Origin of the sequence: Thauera sedimentorum (assembly GCF_014489115.1) — a bacterium.
Taxonomy (GTDB): Bacteria; Pseudomonadota; Gammaproteobacteria; order Burkholderiales; family Rhodocyclaceae; genus Pseudothauera; species Pseudothauera sedimentorum.
In genome coordinates this window covers 1,309,739-1,323,878 of record NZ_JACTAH010000002.1, presented here as the reverse complement: position 1 = coordinate 1,323,878, position 14,140 = coordinate 1,309,739, and the positions used below count along the sequence as shown (strand labels likewise).

General features: G+C 67.5%; 15 protein-coding genes. 7 read left to right on the top strand and 8 right to left on the bottom strand.

Going from position 1 to position 14,140, the window contains the following annotated elements; all coding sequences use genetic code 11:
* Nucleotides 1-45: 45 nt before the first annotated feature.
* Complete coding sequence (locus tag IAI53_RS16025; RefSeq protein ID WP_187719140.1) at nucleotides 46-1,695, top strand: M30 family zinc metallopeptidase; 1,650 nt, start codon at nucleotides 46-48, stop codon at nucleotides 1,693-1,695.
* The gene (locus IAI53_RS16020) at nucleotides 1,692-2,018 is read left to right on the top strand and encodes a hypothetical protein (protein ID WP_187719139.1); all 327 of its coding nucleotides are present in this window, start codon (nucleotides 1,692-1,694) and stop codon (nucleotides 2,016-2,018) included. Before IAI53_RS16025 ends, IAI53_RS16020 begins: the two co-directional genes overlap by 4 nt.
* A 54-nt stretch (nucleotides 2,019-2,072) precedes the next feature.
* Here IAI53_RS16020 and IAI53_RS16015 read toward each other — a convergent pair whose 3' ends face one another.
* The 5 genes from IAI53_RS16015 to IAI53_RS15995 form a co-directional block, all read right to left on the bottom strand.
* Nucleotides 2,073-3,722, bottom strand: coding sequence for an acetate--CoA ligase (locus tag IAI53_RS16015; RefSeq protein WP_187719138.1), 1,650 nt, complete (start codon nucleotides 3,720-3,722; stop codon nucleotides 2,073-2,075).
* Between the two features lie 74 nt (nucleotides 3,723-3,796).
* Nucleotides 3,797-4,096, bottom strand: coding sequence for a DUF167 domain-containing protein (locus tag IAI53_RS16010; protein WP_187719137.1), 300 nt, complete (start codon nucleotides 4,094-4,096; stop codon nucleotides 3,797-3,799).
* Complete coding sequence (locus IAI53_RS16005; RefSeq protein ID WP_187719136.1) at nucleotides 4,093-4,674, bottom strand: YggT family protein; 582 nt, start codon at nucleotides 4,672-4,674, stop codon at nucleotides 4,093-4,095. Before IAI53_RS16005 ends, IAI53_RS16010 begins: the two co-directional genes overlap by 4 nt.
* A 3-nt stretch (nucleotides 4,675-4,677) precedes the next feature.
* Nucleotides 4,678-5,490: a pyrroline-5-carboxylate reductase gene (gene proC, locus IAI53_RS16000; protein ID WP_187719135.1), complete on the bottom strand. Its 813-nt coding sequence runs from the start codon at nucleotides 5,488-5,490 to the stop codon at nucleotides 4,678-4,680.
* A gap of 53 nt (nucleotides 5,491-5,543) precedes the next feature.
* A complete protein-coding gene (locus IAI53_RS15995) occupies nucleotides 5,544-6,233 on the bottom strand; it encodes a YggS family pyridoxal phosphate-dependent enzyme (RefSeq protein WP_187719134.1) in 690 nt (229 codons plus the stop codon).
* A gap of 103 nt (nucleotides 6,234-6,336) precedes the next feature.
* Between IAI53_RS15995 and IAI53_RS15990 the strand changes: the two genes are divergently transcribed.
* Both IAI53_RS15990 and IAI53_RS15985 read left to right on the top strand, forming a co-directional pair.
* Nucleotides 6,337-7,377 carry a type IV pilus twitching motility protein PilT gene (locus IAI53_RS15990; RefSeq protein WP_187719133.1) on the top strand — a complete coding sequence of 347 codons (1,041 nt, stop codon included), beginning with the start codon at nucleotides 6,337-6,339 and terminating at the stop codon, nucleotides 7,375-7,377.
* A gap of 105 nt (nucleotides 7,378-7,482) precedes the next feature.
* Nucleotides 7,483-8,616 (top strand): PilT/PilU family type 4a pilus ATPase, encoded by a 1,134-nt coding sequence (locus IAI53_RS15985; RefSeq protein ID WP_187719132.1) that lies wholly within the window; start codon nucleotides 7,483-7,485, stop codon nucleotides 8,614-8,616.
* 111 nt (nucleotides 8,617-8,727) lie between these two features.
* Here the strand turns inward: IAI53_RS15985 and IAI53_RS15980 are convergent, their stop codons facing one another.
* The gene (locus tag IAI53_RS15980; protein WP_187719131.1) at nucleotides 8,728-9,894 is read right to left on the bottom strand and encodes a THUMP domain-containing class I SAM-dependent RNA methyltransferase; all 1,167 of its coding nucleotides are present in this window, start codon (nucleotides 9,892-9,894) and stop codon (nucleotides 8,728-8,730) included.
* A 139-nt stretch (nucleotides 9,895-10,033) separates the two neighbouring features.
* Between IAI53_RS15980 and mobA the strand changes: the two genes are divergently transcribed.
* Complete coding sequence (mobA, locus tag IAI53_RS15975; protein ID WP_187719130.1) at nucleotides 10,034-10,624, top strand: molybdenum cofactor guanylyltransferase MobA; 591 nt, start codon at nucleotides 10,034-10,036, stop codon at nucleotides 10,622-10,624.
* 12 nt (nucleotides 10,625-10,636) lie between these two features.
* Here the strand turns inward: mobA and IAI53_RS15970 are convergent, their stop codons facing one another.
* Both IAI53_RS15970 and IAI53_RS15965 read right to left on the bottom strand, forming a co-directional pair.
* Nucleotides 10,637-11,047 (bottom strand): CopD family protein, encoded by a 411-nt coding sequence (locus IAI53_RS15970; protein WP_187719129.1) that lies wholly within the window; start codon nucleotides 11,045-11,047, stop codon nucleotides 10,637-10,639.
* Nucleotides 11,038-11,931, bottom strand: coding sequence for an NAD(P)H-binding protein (locus IAI53_RS15965; RefSeq protein WP_187719128.1), 894 nt, complete (start codon nucleotides 11,929-11,931; stop codon nucleotides 11,038-11,040). The genes IAI53_RS15970 and IAI53_RS15965 overlap by 10 nt, the downstream gene beginning before the upstream one ends.
* A gap of 24 nt (nucleotides 11,932-11,955) precedes the next feature.
* On the opposite strand from IAI53_RS15965, the gene IAI53_RS15960 reads away from it, so the two are divergent.
* Together IAI53_RS15960 and IAI53_RS15955 are read left to right on the top strand one after the other, a co-directional pair.
* Complete coding sequence (locus IAI53_RS15960) at nucleotides 11,956-12,972, top strand: CDP-6-deoxy-delta-3,4-glucoseen reductase (RefSeq protein ID WP_187719127.1); 1,017 nt, start codon at nucleotides 11,956-11,958, stop codon at nucleotides 12,970-12,972.
* Nucleotides 12,973-12,976: 4 nt separating this feature from the next.
* Complete coding sequence (locus IAI53_RS15955) at nucleotides 12,977-14,113, top strand: EAL and HDOD domain-containing protein (RefSeq protein ID WP_187719126.1); 1,137 nt, start codon at nucleotides 12,977-12,979, stop codon at nucleotides 14,111-14,113.
* The last annotated feature ends 27 nt before the right edge of the window (nucleotides 14,114-14,140 follow it).

Sequence of the window (14,140 nt, the reverse complement as noted above, 5' to 3'; positions counted from 1 at the left end):
ACAAAGGCTGCAGCCCATTGGCTTCCTATGAGAACTTCCAGAACGATGAAATCTCGTCTCTTCCGATCGCACTACGTTGCTCTTGTCGTCGCATTGCTGACCGGTTGTGGGGGCGGCGGGGGAGGAGGGGGAGGAGGTTCGGCATCGCCCGGCACAGATACCCCTGCGCCCGCGCCGGTCACCCAGGACAATGCCTTCGTGGCGGACTGCAGCGGTGAGCATTGCGGCGCACAGGGCCCCACCGACTTCATTGGCAACGGCGTCGGGATCTGGCGTTACACCAATACGGAAACCAGTACGGTCGAGGTACCGGTAAGCCTGCTGGGCACTGCTGGACGTTCGGCAACACTGGTATTCACCAACAACAGTGCAGCGGGACAAATCATGTCTCAGGTTCCGCTGGCAAATCGCGTGGCGAGCGGCATGGCTCGTCAGGAACGCAGCAGCGAGAACGACCGCCCCTACAACATCATTCCACCCCGCATCCGCGACTACAGCCCTCCATTGGCGCGGGCTGCAGCTATGCCGGCACCACCGGATGAGCGCTTGTCCCTCACTCGGAAAGCCAACCTGCTTGGCAGCGGACGGACATGGAATGACATCGATCAGGGTTCGCGTGCGACGACGCTGCGTCGAACCGCACAGGCACTGGATGGGAGGCAAGTGAACCTCTGGCTGGAGGACGGCGAATCTGGCGAACAGCGCGTGAGCGATGCCCTGCTGGACACGCTGATCAACCGTTTCGCGCAGGGAAGCGATTCGATCTACAGCCTGACGACTAGCGTAGCCGGGCAGCCTTGGGGGCCTCACGAAATCCCAGGCCTGATCGACGGCGATCAAGCGATCGATATCGTATTGTTGAACTTCGACCGCGACGGCGCACCGTACGGACTCGTGGGCTTTTTCTGGGCACTCAATAATTTCACCCGCTCGGTCGAACCAGCATCCAATGAATCACTCGCTTTCTTCCTGGACACCGAAACACTCTACCTCGCAGGCGATGCGGGTCTGCGCATCCAGTTGGACACACTGGTGCACGAGTTCGTACACATGATCCTCTTCTACCAGCGCGACGTACTGATCGGTGCGCAGGCCGCTTTTGATACCTGGCTTGAAGAGCTTTCGGCGATGATGATGGAAGACCTGCTCAACTACCGTCTCGACCCGGCCTACAACGCAATGCAGCGTGACCACATCCCAGCTTGGCTGTCGACAGGCAACTTCAACTGCGATCTCACACTCTGGGACGAGAACTACTCATCCGACTGCTTCAGCTACGTAGTCCTCCGTCCTTTCGGCGGCTGGCTGCTCCGGCACTACGGAGTGGATTTCTATCGTGATCTGTTGTCAGATCATGGCAGCGAGGAGAGTTTCGATGTTCTCGATGGCGCCATTCGCAGGGCGGGCGGTGCAGGGCTTGCAGATGCGATCCGGCGCTGGGGTACTTCGCTCGCCCTGCTGCCTGGCGAGGCTTCTCCTCAAGGTTTTGGTTTTCCTGTCCGAGTCGACCAAGGTTTCACCTTGCCGTCAGTCAATGGACCGGACTACGTGGGCATCAGACGCATCCCTGCCACCCGCCCCTTCCTGCTCAATGCCTGGGGACATTTCCCCGCACTGCGCAGCGGGCTCGATGACAGCTATAGCGAAGTCATATCCGTACCGCCCCAGACAACGCTCAGCGTGATAGTGCAGTGAATCGTATCAACCGTCGTCGCTTCGTGAGTTTGGCGCTTGCATCGCTGACGGCAGCCTGCGCCTACTCAAATCCGCCTGTCACAACCCAAGAACTGACCGGTGTCCTTACGCTGAAGGGCAACGCCCCCAAGACTTACGCGGTACTCCGCACCGACGACCACCAGTTGTGGCAACTCCGCGGAATCGAACAATCGGACGCAGCCAACCTGCAGCAACAACGCATCGTGGTGGAGGGGCGCCCGGCCCTCCACCAGGGTGCAAGCTTGCTGCCGGTGTTCGAAGTCGAACGATACAGACTCATCTCCCCTGCCTCGGGCAAGTAGCCGGGCAAGAATGGTGGATGCGCCCTAATCCAGCATATCGACGCCCGACCAACTTCATCGACGACGCGCGCGCTCCTCTTCCATCAGGCGCAGCACGCGGCGCTGCACCTTGCCGGTAGTGGTCATCGGCAGCGCGTCGATGAACTCGATCTCCTTCGGATACTCGTAGGGCGCGAGCTTGCCGCGCACATGCGCCTGCAGCTCGGCCACCAGCGCCTCGCCCGGCTCGAAGCCGGCGGCGAGCACCACGAAGGCCTTCACCAGCGCGCCGCGCTCGGGGTCGGGCTTGGGCACCACCGCGGCGTTGACCACCGCCGGATGACCGACCAGGCAGTTCTCCACTTCCGACGGGCCGATGCGGTAGCCGGCGGCCTTGAACACGTCGTCGGCGCGCCCCTTGTACCAGAGGTAGCCATCCTCGTCCTGCACCGCCAGGTCGCCGGTGCGGCACCAGTCGCCGCTGTACTTGCGCGCGGTGGCCGCCGGGTTGTTCCAGTAGCCGAGGAAGAACACCGGGTCCGGGTCGCCATGCACGTCGCAGCGATTGACCGCCACCTCGCCGGGTTCCCCCGGCGGCAGCGGGTGGCCGGCGTCGTCGATCACCGCGACCTGATGGCCGGGGTAGGCGCGCCCCATGGAGCCCGGGCGTGCCGGCCAGTCCTCGCACGAGTTGCCGACGATGTAGTTGATCTCGGTCTGCCCGAACATCTCGTTCACGGTGATGCCGAGCGCCTCGCGGCACCATTCGAACACCGTGTCGCCCACCGCCTCGCCGGCGCTCATGATCGCGCGCAGCTTGAGATCGAAGTGCTCGCGCGGGCGCGGCCAGGCCTTCATCATCGCCTTCAGCGCGGTGGGGAAGAGAAAGGTGTTGGTCACCCGGTACTCGGCCATCAGGCGGAAGGCGGTGTCGGGCGAGAAACGCCCGCGCCAGGCGACGATGGGATGGCCGAAGTACAGCGTAGGCATCAGCGCGTCCCACAGCCCGCCGGTCCATGCCCAGTCCGCCGGCGACCAGAACACGTCGCCCGGGCGCGGAAAGCCGTTCTGGCTGGCGACGAAGCCCGGCAGGTTGCCGAGCAGCGCACGATGCGGGATCAGCGCGCCCTTGGGTGGGCCGGTGGTGCCGCTGGTGTAGATCAGCACCGCGCCGTCGTCGGCCCGCGTATCGGCCGCCTCGGGCATGACAGCGCCGGGCAGCGCCTGCCAGGCCGTCTCGCCTGCGCCCGCGGGCGGCTCGTCGACCACCACCAGTTCGCGCAGATCCGGACATTGCCTGCGCATCTCGCGCAGCGCCGGCAGGGCGGCGCCGTCACACAGGGCGAGCACCGCGCCGCTGTCCTGCAGGCGGTACTCGAGCGCCTCGGGGCCGAACAGCACCGACAGCGGCGTGGCCACCGCGCCCAGGCGGGCGATCGCCATGTAGGCCACCGCGGTCTCGAAGCGCTGCGGCATGACGATCGCCACCCGGTCGCCCGGCCCCACGCCCAACGCTGCCAGCCCGGACGACAGGCGGACTGCGGCGTCGTGAAGATCGGCATAGCTGTATTGCGCGCGGCCACCGTCGGCGTCTTCGGCATACAGCGCGATACGCCCCGACTCGCCCGCCCAGCGGGCGCAGCAGGCCTGAAACAGGTTGAAGCGCTCCGGGACCTGCCAGCGGAACGCGGCGTGCAGATCGGCGTAACGATCCACGTGGCTCATGATGTCTCCTCCTGATGGTGCTGCTCTTTTTCGGAGGAGGCTAACACGGCGCCGCGGGCCGTGGCAGCTGTGGTTCAGCCCAATCGGCGCAGGCGCCGCAAGGTTTCGTCGTCGACGCCTTCGACCTGCACGCGCTTGGCACGCGAGCTTTCACCGGACAGCAGGCTGACCGCGCGACGCGGGACTTCGCAGAATTCTGCGATGAAACCGCACAGCGCCAGGTTGGCCTTGCCGTCCACCGGCGGCGCGGCCAGGCGCAGCTTCATCGCCTCGCCGTGCAGGCCGGCAAACTCGGTGCACCGGGCATTGGGCTGGACATGCAGGCTGAGCACCACGCAGCCCTCGCCGGTCTGCCGCAACCAGGGAGTGCTCATCCGCCGAACAGCAGCGGCGCAAAGCTGCCGCGCAAGCCGGAAACCACCATCAGCACGATCTGCAGCACCAGCAGCAACACCAGCGGCGACAGGTCGACGTTGGCCACCAGCGGAATGACGCGGCGGAAGGGGCGCAGGAAGGGATCGGCCAGGCGATGGAACACCCCGGCTGCGGGCGCATGCGGGCTGACCCAGGACAGCACCGCCGAGATCAGCACCACCGCGAACACCAGGTAGATGGCCATGCGCGCGAGTTCGATCAGGCCCAGCCCCCACAGCCCGAGCAACACCCCGGCGGGATGACCGCCCAGCGGCACGCCGCGCAGGCTGAACTCGATGAACACGAACAGCGTCTGCAGCAGCCAGGCCGGCAGCAGGCTGGCCAGGTCCAGACCCATCAGCCCCGGCAGGAAGCGGCGCAGCGGGCGTACCAGCCAGTCGGTGGTGGCCAGCACGAACTGGCCGACCTGGTTGTGGAAGGGCACCCGCAGCCACTGCATGAAGAAGCGCGCGAGCAGCATCAGGGTCAGCAGCCCGAAGGCGACGTCGAGCACCAGCAGGAGGATGTTGCCGAGCATGGTTCAGTCCCTGCCCAGTTCGTCGCCGAGTTCGCGCCCGCGCGCCTCGGCCGCGCGCGCGGCGGCAACCAGGGCGTCGTGCCAGCCGGCCGCGGCCAGGCTGTTCAACGCGGCTTCGGTGGTGCCCCCCTTGGAAGTGACCCGCTCGCGCAGCACCGAGGCAGGTTCGGGCGACTCCGCGGCCAGGCGGGCGGCGCCGAGCACGGTATCGATGGCGAGCTTGCGTGCGGTGGCCTCGTCGAAGCCGAAGCCCTGGCCGGCCGCCTGCAAGGCCTCGATGAAGTGGAACACATAGGCCGGGCCGCTGCCGGAGATCGCGGTCACCGCATCCATCTGCGCCTCGTCGGCGATCCACACCGTGCTGCCCACTGCGGAGAGCACGCGCTCGGCCGCGTCGCGCCCGGTGCCGTCCACCGCCGGATCGGCGAACAGGCCGGTGATGCCGGCGCCGATCAGTGCCGGCGTGTTGGGCATGCAGCGCACCAGCCGACGGTGCCCGCCGAGCCAGCGCGACAGGTCCGCCAGGCGCAGGCCGGCAGCGATGCTGACCACCAGCTGCCCGCCGAGGCGGCCGGCCAGCGGCGCGAGCGCCGCCTTCATCTGCTGCGGCTTGACCGCCAGGACCAGCACATCGCAGGCCAGCGCCGCATCGTCCAGCGCTTCGATCGCTCGCACGCCGAAGCGCTTCGCCAGGCGCTCGCGGCTCTCCGCCTGCAGATCGACGACCTGCATCGCGCTGCCGAGGAAGCCCTTGTCGACCAGACCACCGATCAATGCCGCGGCCATGTTGCCGCCGCCGAGGAAGGTAATGTTCATGTCCGTACTCTGCTGCGTCGTGAAGAGTGAGGCTTGAGCACCGGGCGGTGTGCTCAAGCCTGACGCCTCTCGCCGAAGATCGCCGTACCCACCCTGACCATCGTGGAACCCGCGGCGATCGCGGCTTCCAGGTCGTGCGACATGCCCATCGACAGGGTGTCGAGCGCCAGCCCCTCGCCGGCCAGCCTGGCACGCAGTTCGCCCAGCACGCCGAAGCGCGCCGCCAGCAGCGCAGGATCGTCGGTCGGCTCGGGAATGCACATCAGTCCACGCAGTCGCAGCCGCGGCAAGCCCGCCACGGCCTGAGCCAGCGCCGCCGCATCGGCCGGCGCCACGCCGCTCTTGCTCGCCTCGCCGCTGACGTTAACCTGGATGCACACGTTGAGCGGCGGACGATGCACGTCGCGCTGGGCAGACAGGCGTTCGGCGATCTTCAGCCGGTCTATGCTGTGCACCCAGTCGAAATGCATCGCCACCTGCCGCGTCTTGTTGCTCTGCAGGGGGCCGATGAAGTGCCACTCCAGGCCGAGTTCGGCCAGCCCCTCGGCCTTGGCGCAGCCCTCCTGCACGTAGTTCTCACCGAAGGCGCGCTGTCCGGCGGCGGCCGCCGCGCGTACCGCCTCGGCCGGCCAGGTCTTGCTCACCGCGAGCAGCACGACCTCTTCCGGCCCCCGCCCGCAAGCCTGCGCCGCTGCCCGGATGCGGTCGCGCACGGCTTGCAAGTTGGTGGAGATTGATGTCATATAGCGCCTGCCCCGGCCCCCGAAAAACGGCCGGCAGAGTATAGCACCGGGCCGTTTTCCGCCCGCTTCGCCCGCATCCGTCGCAAGGCTCCGTACCCGCCCCATGGACATCACCGAACTGCTGGCCTTCTCGGTCAAGAACTCCGCCTCCGACCTGCACCTTTCCGCCGGCCTGCCTCCGATGATCCGGGTCCATGGCGACGTGCGCCGCATCAACCTGCCGCCGATGGAGCACAAGGACGTACACGCGATGGTGTACGACATCATGAACGACTCCCAGCGCAAGCAGTTCGAAGAGACGCTGGAGTGCGACTTCTCCTTCGCGGTGCCCAACCTGGCGCGCTTCCGGGTCAATGCCTTCAACCAGAACCGCGGCGCAGGCGCGGTGTTCCGGACCATTCCGTCCAAGGTGCTCACCCTCGAGCAGCTGAACGCGCCGAAGATCTTCAAAGAGATCTCCAACCAGCCGCGCGGCATCGTGCTGGTGACCGGACCGACCGGCTCGGGCAAGTCCACCACGCTGGCGGCGATGATCGACTACGTGAACGAGAACGAGTACGGCCATATCCTCACCGTCGAGGATCCGATCGAATTCGTGCATGAATCCAAGCGTTGCCTGATCAACCAGCGCGAGGTGCATCGCGACACCATGTCCTTCTCCAACGCGCTGCGCGCCGCGCTGCGTGAGGATCCGGACGTGATCCTGGTGGGCGAGATGCGCGACCTGGAGACCATCCGCCTGGCGCTCACCGCGGCCGAGACCGGCCACCTGGTGTTCGGCACCCTGCACACCTCGTCGGCGGCCAAGACCATCGACCGCATCGTGGACGTCTTCCCGGCTGCGGAGAAGGACATGGTCCGCGCTATGCTCTCCGAGTCGCTGCGCGCGGTGATCTCGCAGACCCTGCTGAAGACCAAGGACGGCAGCGGCCGGGTGGCGGCGCACGAGATCATGATCGGCACCCCGGCGATCCGCAACCTCATCCGCGAGAACAAGATCGCGCAGATGTACTCCGCCATCCAGACGGGCCAGAATGTGGGCATGCAGACCCTGGACCAGTGCCTCGCCGACCTGGTGCGGCGCAACGTCGTCTCCGCCGCGGAAGCCAAGGTGCGCGCGCAGAACAAGGACAGCTTCATGTAAGGGTTCCGCCCGGAGCTTCTTCCGGGCGACCGGCGGGGCCGCGCGCGATGCGGTCCGTGCATCGACAGGACAACACGGCCGGGCGCCCGGCCGGAGGAACGCAAGATGGAACGCGACCAGGCACTCAAGTTCATGCACGACCTGCTGCGGCTGATGCTGCAGAAGAACGGCTCCGACCTATTCATCACCTCGGGCTTCCCGCCGGCGATCAAGATCGACGGCAAGATCGTGCCCCAGTCCAATCAGGCGCTGTCGCCGGCGCACACCGCCGAGCTCGCCCGCGCGATCATGAACGACCGCCAGGCGGCGGAGTTCGAATCCACCAAGGAATGCAACTTCGCCATCTCGCCGGCAGGCATCGGTCGCTTCCGCGCCAACGCCTACATCCAGCAGGGTCGCGTCGGCCTGGTGCTGCGCACCATCGCGCAGAAGATCCCGACCTTCGACGAACTCGGCCTGCCCACCGTGCTGCGCGACGTGGCGATGGCCAAGCGCGGCCTGGTGATCTTCGTCGGCGGCACCGGCACCGGCAAGACCACCTCGCTGGCGGCAATGGTGGACTTCCGCAACGAGAACTCCTACGGCCACATCATCACGGTCGAGGATCCGATCGAATACGTACACGCGCACAAGAACTGCATCGTCAGCCAGCGCGAGATCGGCATCGACACCGACAACTGGGAGGCGGCGCTGAAGAACACCCTGCGCCAGGCGCCCGACGTGATCCTGATGGGCGAGATCCGCGACCGCGAGACCATGGACTACGCGATCGCCTTCGCCGAAACCGGCCACCTGTGCCTGGCGACCCTGCACGCCAACAGCGCCAACCAGGCCATCGACCGGATCATCAACTTCTTCCCCGAAGACCGCCGCCAGCAGCTACTGATGGACCTGTCGCTCAACCTGCGCTCGATGATCTCCCAACGCCTGCTGCCGATGAAGGGCCGCAAGGGCCGCGTGCCGGCGGTGGAGATCCTGCTCAACTCGCCGCTGATCGCCGACCTGATCTTCAAGGGCGAAGTGCCGGGCATCAAGGAAGTGATGAAGCGCTCACGCGAGTTGGGCATGCAGACCTTCGACCAGAGCCTGTTCGACCTCTACGAAGAGGACAAGATCAGCTACGAAGACGCGCTGCGCAACGCCGACTCGATCAACGATCTGCGCCTGCAGATCAAGCTCAACAGCCGCCACGGCGACCGCGACCTGCAGTCGGGCATCCAGCACCTGGACATCGTCTGAGCCGGGTCGCGCACGGCCCGCTTCTGTCGTGGGAGCGGCCTTGGCCGCGATGCGGCCCGTGGAACAAGGCAAGCCGCATCGCGGCCAAGGCCGCTCCTACACGCGGACGTCTCACGCCGGCGGGTTGCCCTCGTCCTTGCGCCGGTTCGAACCGGCGATCATGCGGTATTCGAAGAGCCGGCATTCCAGCGCACCGTTGAACAGCGGCGTGCGCTTGCTTGCCTTGAGCCCGATCAGCTTGGGCAGGTCGGGATCGCCGCTGAACAGATAACAACGCCAGCCGCTCCAGCGCTTCTTCAGCGCATCGCCCAGCTTGGGGTAGAGCGCAGCCAGCTCTTCCGCCTCGCCGATACGCACGCCGTAGGGCGGATTGGTCACCATCACCCCTTCCGGTGCCGGCGCGGCACGTTCCAGCGCGTCCATGCGATCCAGATACACGCAGTCGGCCAAGCCGGCCGCTTCCAGGTTCACCCGGCTGCGCCGCACCTGCTCGCCGACGATGTCCGAACCGTAGAGCGCCAGCCTGCGGACCGGCTTGCGACGCGCTTCGGCGGCATTGCGCAGCGCCGCCCAGGCGCCCTTGTCGAACTGGCGCAGGCGCTCGAAGCCGAAGCTGCGCCCCAGCCCGGGGGCGATGTCGAGCGCGATCTGCGCCGCCTCGATCAGGAAGGTGCCGCTGCCGCACATCGGATCGACCAGCGGCTCGCCCGGCTGCCAGCCGGTCAGACGCAGGATGCCCGCGGCCAGGTTCTCCTTCAGCGGTGCCTCCACCGCGGCACGCTTGAAGCCGCGGCGGTAGAGCGGATCGCCCGAGGTATCGAGGTAGAGCGTGACCGTGTCGCGGGTCAGGAAGGCGTGGATGCGCACCACCGGGTTCGCGGTATCCACGCTGGGCCGCCGCCCGGCCACGGTGCGGAAGTGGTCGCACACCGCGTCCTTGATGCGCAGGGTAACGAACTCCAGGCTCTTCAGCGGCGATTGCTTGGCGGTCACGTACACCCGCAACGTGTCGTCCGCGGTGAACCACTTCGCCCAGGTCGGCGCGTAGGCGATACGGTAGATGTCCTCCTCGCCGCGGTAACGGCCGCCGGCCACCCGCCACAACACGCGCGTGGCCAGCCGGCTCTCCAGGTTCACCCGGTAGCAGGTCGTCCAGTCGCCGCCGAAGGCCACCCCGCCGGGCACCGCCTGCGGCGCCTGCGCGCCCAGGGCGGCGAGTTCGTCGACCAGCAGGGGCTCGAGGCCACGCGGACAGGGAGAAAAGAACTGCTCGGACATGTGAAATCCAGAATGACATGCGCCCGGGCGGCAGGCGCCACGGGCGACAGATGGGCAAGACGCTTGCGATCGGCGCCCATTGTAGCGGGGCACTCCACGCTGCGGGCGGGTGTGGCGCAATGCCGGCTACAATCCGCCCATGAACCCGACCACGCCCCGCCCTCCGATCAGCGGCCTCGTCCTCGCCGGCGGCCGTGGCCTGCGCATGGGTGGCGTGGACAAGGGGCTGGTCGACTTCCGCGGCCGGCCGATGGCGGCGAGCGTCATTGCCGCACTCGCGCCGCAGGTGGACGAGGTCCTGATCAGCGCCAACCGCAACCTCGACACCTATGCCGGCTTCGGCCATCCGGTGTTCGCCGACGACCTGGCCGGCTTCGCCGGGCCGTTGGCCGGCCTGCACGCCGGACTCGGACGCGCACGCCACGAGCTGGTGGCCACCGCACCCTGCGACGCACCGCTGCTGCCCGCCGACCTGGTCGCCCGCCTGCTCGCCGCCCTGCTCGCCCACGACGCGGAGATCGCCGTGGCCGCCACCGGCGGACGCAGCCACCCGGTGTTCTGCCTGTGCCGCCGCACGCTGCTGCCGGCGCTGGACGCCTATCTCGCCGAAGGCGGGCGCAAGGTGGATGCCTGGCAGCGCAGCCGCCGGCGGGTGGAAGTGGCCTTCGACGACGTCGCGGAGGCCTTCGCCAACCTCAACAGCCCGGCCGACCTGCCGCCGGCCGGCTGAACGAGCGCCGGCTCAGAACGGCTTGAGCACCACCAGGAACACCACCACGAACAGCACCAGCACCGGCACCTCGTTGAACACGCGGTACCAGCGGTGGCTGCGGGTATTGCGCCCGGCGGCGAAGTCGCGCAGCAGCCTGCCGCAGTACAGGTGGTAGCCGATCAGGCCCAGCACCAGCAGCGTCTTGACGTGCAGCCAGCCACCGGCGAAGCCGTAGCCGAACCACAGCCACAAACCCAGGCCGACCGCCAGGATGCCCAGCGGGGTCATGAAGCGGTAGAGCTTGTGCTCCATCAGCTTCAAGCGCTCGATGGTGGCTGCATCGTCGACCATCGCGTGATTGACGAACAGCCGCGGCAGGTAGAACAGGCCGGCGAACCATGACACGACGAAGATGATGTGCAGGGCCTTGATCACGAGCATGGGTGGATTTTCTCCTTGGCAAGGGCGGCGCGAAAGCCTTCGCGCACCGTCGGGTATTTCAGCCGCACGCGCAGTTCCCGCAGGATGCGGGCGTTGGACAGCACGCGCGACTCGGACATGAAGGACAAGGTCATGGGCGACAGGCGGGCGGCGATTTCCGCGCGGCTCATGCGCGGCGGGCGCGGCAGGCCGAAGGTGTCGGCGGCCAGATCGAAATAGGCGCCCATCGCCATGCGCGTGTCGTCGACCGCGTTGTAGGCACGCCCGCCCTGCGCCCTGAACAGCGCCGCACAGGCAAGCCGGGCGAGATCGTCGGCATGGATGTGGTTGGTATGCACGTCCTCGGACGCATCCAGCACGGGATCGCCGCGGCGCAGGCGTTCCAGCGGCAGGCGGTCGGCCGCATAAATGCCGGGCGCCCGCAACAAGGCGACACGCACCGCGTTGCGCCGGCCGAAGACGCGCAGGCGGTCCTCGGCATCCACCCGGCGGCGCGCGCGCGCGGTCTGTGCGCGGCGCGGACGAGTCTCGTCCACCGCCTGGCCGGCGCAGTCGCCATATACGCCCGTCGTACTGATGTACACCAGGCGCCGTGGTACACTGCCGCGGCGCGCCAGCGCGGCCAGCAGGCGCGCGGTGCGCGGGTCCGAATCGCCCCCCGCCGGCGGCGGCGCGAAGTGGAGCACGGCCTCGGCCAGGCCACCGAGGCGCCGCAGGCTGTGACGGTCGTCGAGGTCCGCAATCACGGGAACCGCCCCCAGCGCCCGCCAGGTGGATGCGGCTGCGGGGTCGCGCAGGAGCACGTATACGCGAAAGCGGCGCACCAGCCAGGGCGTGGCACGCCGCGCGACATCACCAGCGCCGACGATCAGGACTCTCTTCATATAGCCAGGATTATCTCACGCAAGATGCCGTTCAAGATTTCGCTCCAGCCCGGCGGCCAGGAATTCGAAGCCGCCGCGGACCAGACCATACTCGATGCTGCGCTGGAAGCCGGCCTGTTGTTGCCCTACGGCTGCCGCGACGGCGCCTGCGGCGCCTGCAAGGGCCAGGTCCTCTCGGGCACGGTGGATTACGGCGCGCTGTCGGCGACCGCGCTGACCGACGCCGACCGCGCCGCCGGTCGAGCGCTGTTCTGCCGCGCCATGGCGCGCTCGGACCTCGTCCTCGAAGCGCGCAGCGTCACCCGTGCCGGCGACATCCCGGTCAAGAAGCTGCCCTGCCGGGTGCAGAAGCTCGAACGCCTGGCGGACGACGTGATGGTGCTCGAGGTCAAGCTGCCGGCCAGCGAGCAGTTCCAGTTCCGCGCCGGACAGTACATCGACTTCCTGCTGGCCGACGGCCGGCGGCGCAGCTTCTCCATTGCCAACGCCCCGCACGATGCGGCGCATCTGGAGCTGCACATCCGCCTGATCCCCGGGGGGCATTTCACCACTCACGTTTTCGAAGCCATGAAGGAGCGCGACATCCTGCGCTTCGAAGGGCCTCTGGGCAGCTTCTTCCTGCGCGAGGAGTCCGACAAGCCCATCGTCCTGCTGGCCGGCGGCACCGGCTTCGCGCCGATCAAGAGCATCGTCGAGCATGCCATGCACATCGGCCTCGCCCGCCCAATGGTGCTGTACTGGGGCGCACGCACGCGCGCCGGCCTGTACATGGACGAAATGGCACGCGGATGGACGCAGACATTGCCCCGCTTCCGCTATATTCCGGTACTCTCGGATGCGGGCGGCGATGACAGCTGGGACGGGAGAACCGGCCTGGTGCACCAGGCGGTCATCGAAGACCTGCCCGACCTGTCGGGGCACGAGGTCTATGCCTGCGGCGCCCCGGCCATGATCGAGGCGGCGCGGGCGGACTTCATCGCCCGCTGCGGCCTGCCCGAAACTGCGTTCTTTGCCGACTCCTTCACCTACTCGAACAGTTGATGCCATGAGCCAGACCACCATCCTCACCCGCGAGCCCGTGGTCAACAAGAACCGGGCGATCACCGCCAACCGGCTGATCGCGCACGGCCCGAACATCGGTGCGGTGGTGGACACGCTCAACGGCCTGGCGGACATCTGGCCGTCGCGCCATACCGTGTTCGTCTGCCTCGGGCGCCTGGTGCCGACGCCCGAGCTGATGAACTGGAGCGCGCCGCAGAACGCGATGGTGGAAATCCCGGTGCAGGCGCTCGCCCATCCGCAGACCCAGGCGCTGCTGCCGCAGCTGCGCGAGGCCGGCATCAGCACCTGCCTGAGCTGGTACGCCCCGGGCACTGCCCTGCCGGCCGACGGCGACTGGCGCTTCGTGCTCATGGACGCGCGCAAGAACCCCGCCCCCAACGGTGCGCCAGGCCTCAGCCTGGCCTGGGGCCTGTCCGATGTCGGCGCCTTCCAGAAGGCGGTCGGCGCCGGCTATGACGGCGCGTCCGGCTGGTTCTTCCTGCATGGCAACCCGCCGCCCAAGGAGTTGTCGCCGGCGCATGCGCAGATCGTCCGCCTGCTCAACCTGGTGCGCAACAACGCCGACATCAAGGACATCGAGGCGGTGCTCAAGCAGGACGTCGCCCTGTCCTACAAGCTGCTGCGCTACATCAACTCGGCCGGTTTCGGCCTGATGTGCGAGATCCAGTCCTTCCGCCACGCAGTCAGCATCCTGGGCTACGACAACCTCAACAAGTGGCTGTCGCTGCTGCTGGTCACCGCCAGCCGCGACCCGAGCGCCCCGGCGATGATGCAGACCGCCATCGCCCGCGGCCGCTTCATGGAGGAGATCGGCGCGCAGTTCTTCGACAAGTCCGAGCGCGACAACCTCTTCATCACCGGCGCCTTCTCGCTGCTCAACGTCCTGCTCGGCACCTCCATGCAGGCGCTGCTCGACGAGATGAACCTGCCGGCCTCGATCACCGACGCCCTGATCTCCGAACAGGGCGAGTTCGCGCCCTTCCTCAAGCTCGCCCGCCTGTGCGAGAGTTTCGATGGCGCGGCGCTGGCGAAAGCCGCAGACGAGTTGCACCTCGAGCCGGAACTGCTCAATCGCGCACACGTCACCGCGCTCGACTTCGCCGACAGCCTGCAGGGCTGATAGCGGCAATCTGGCGCGTTTCGTGCT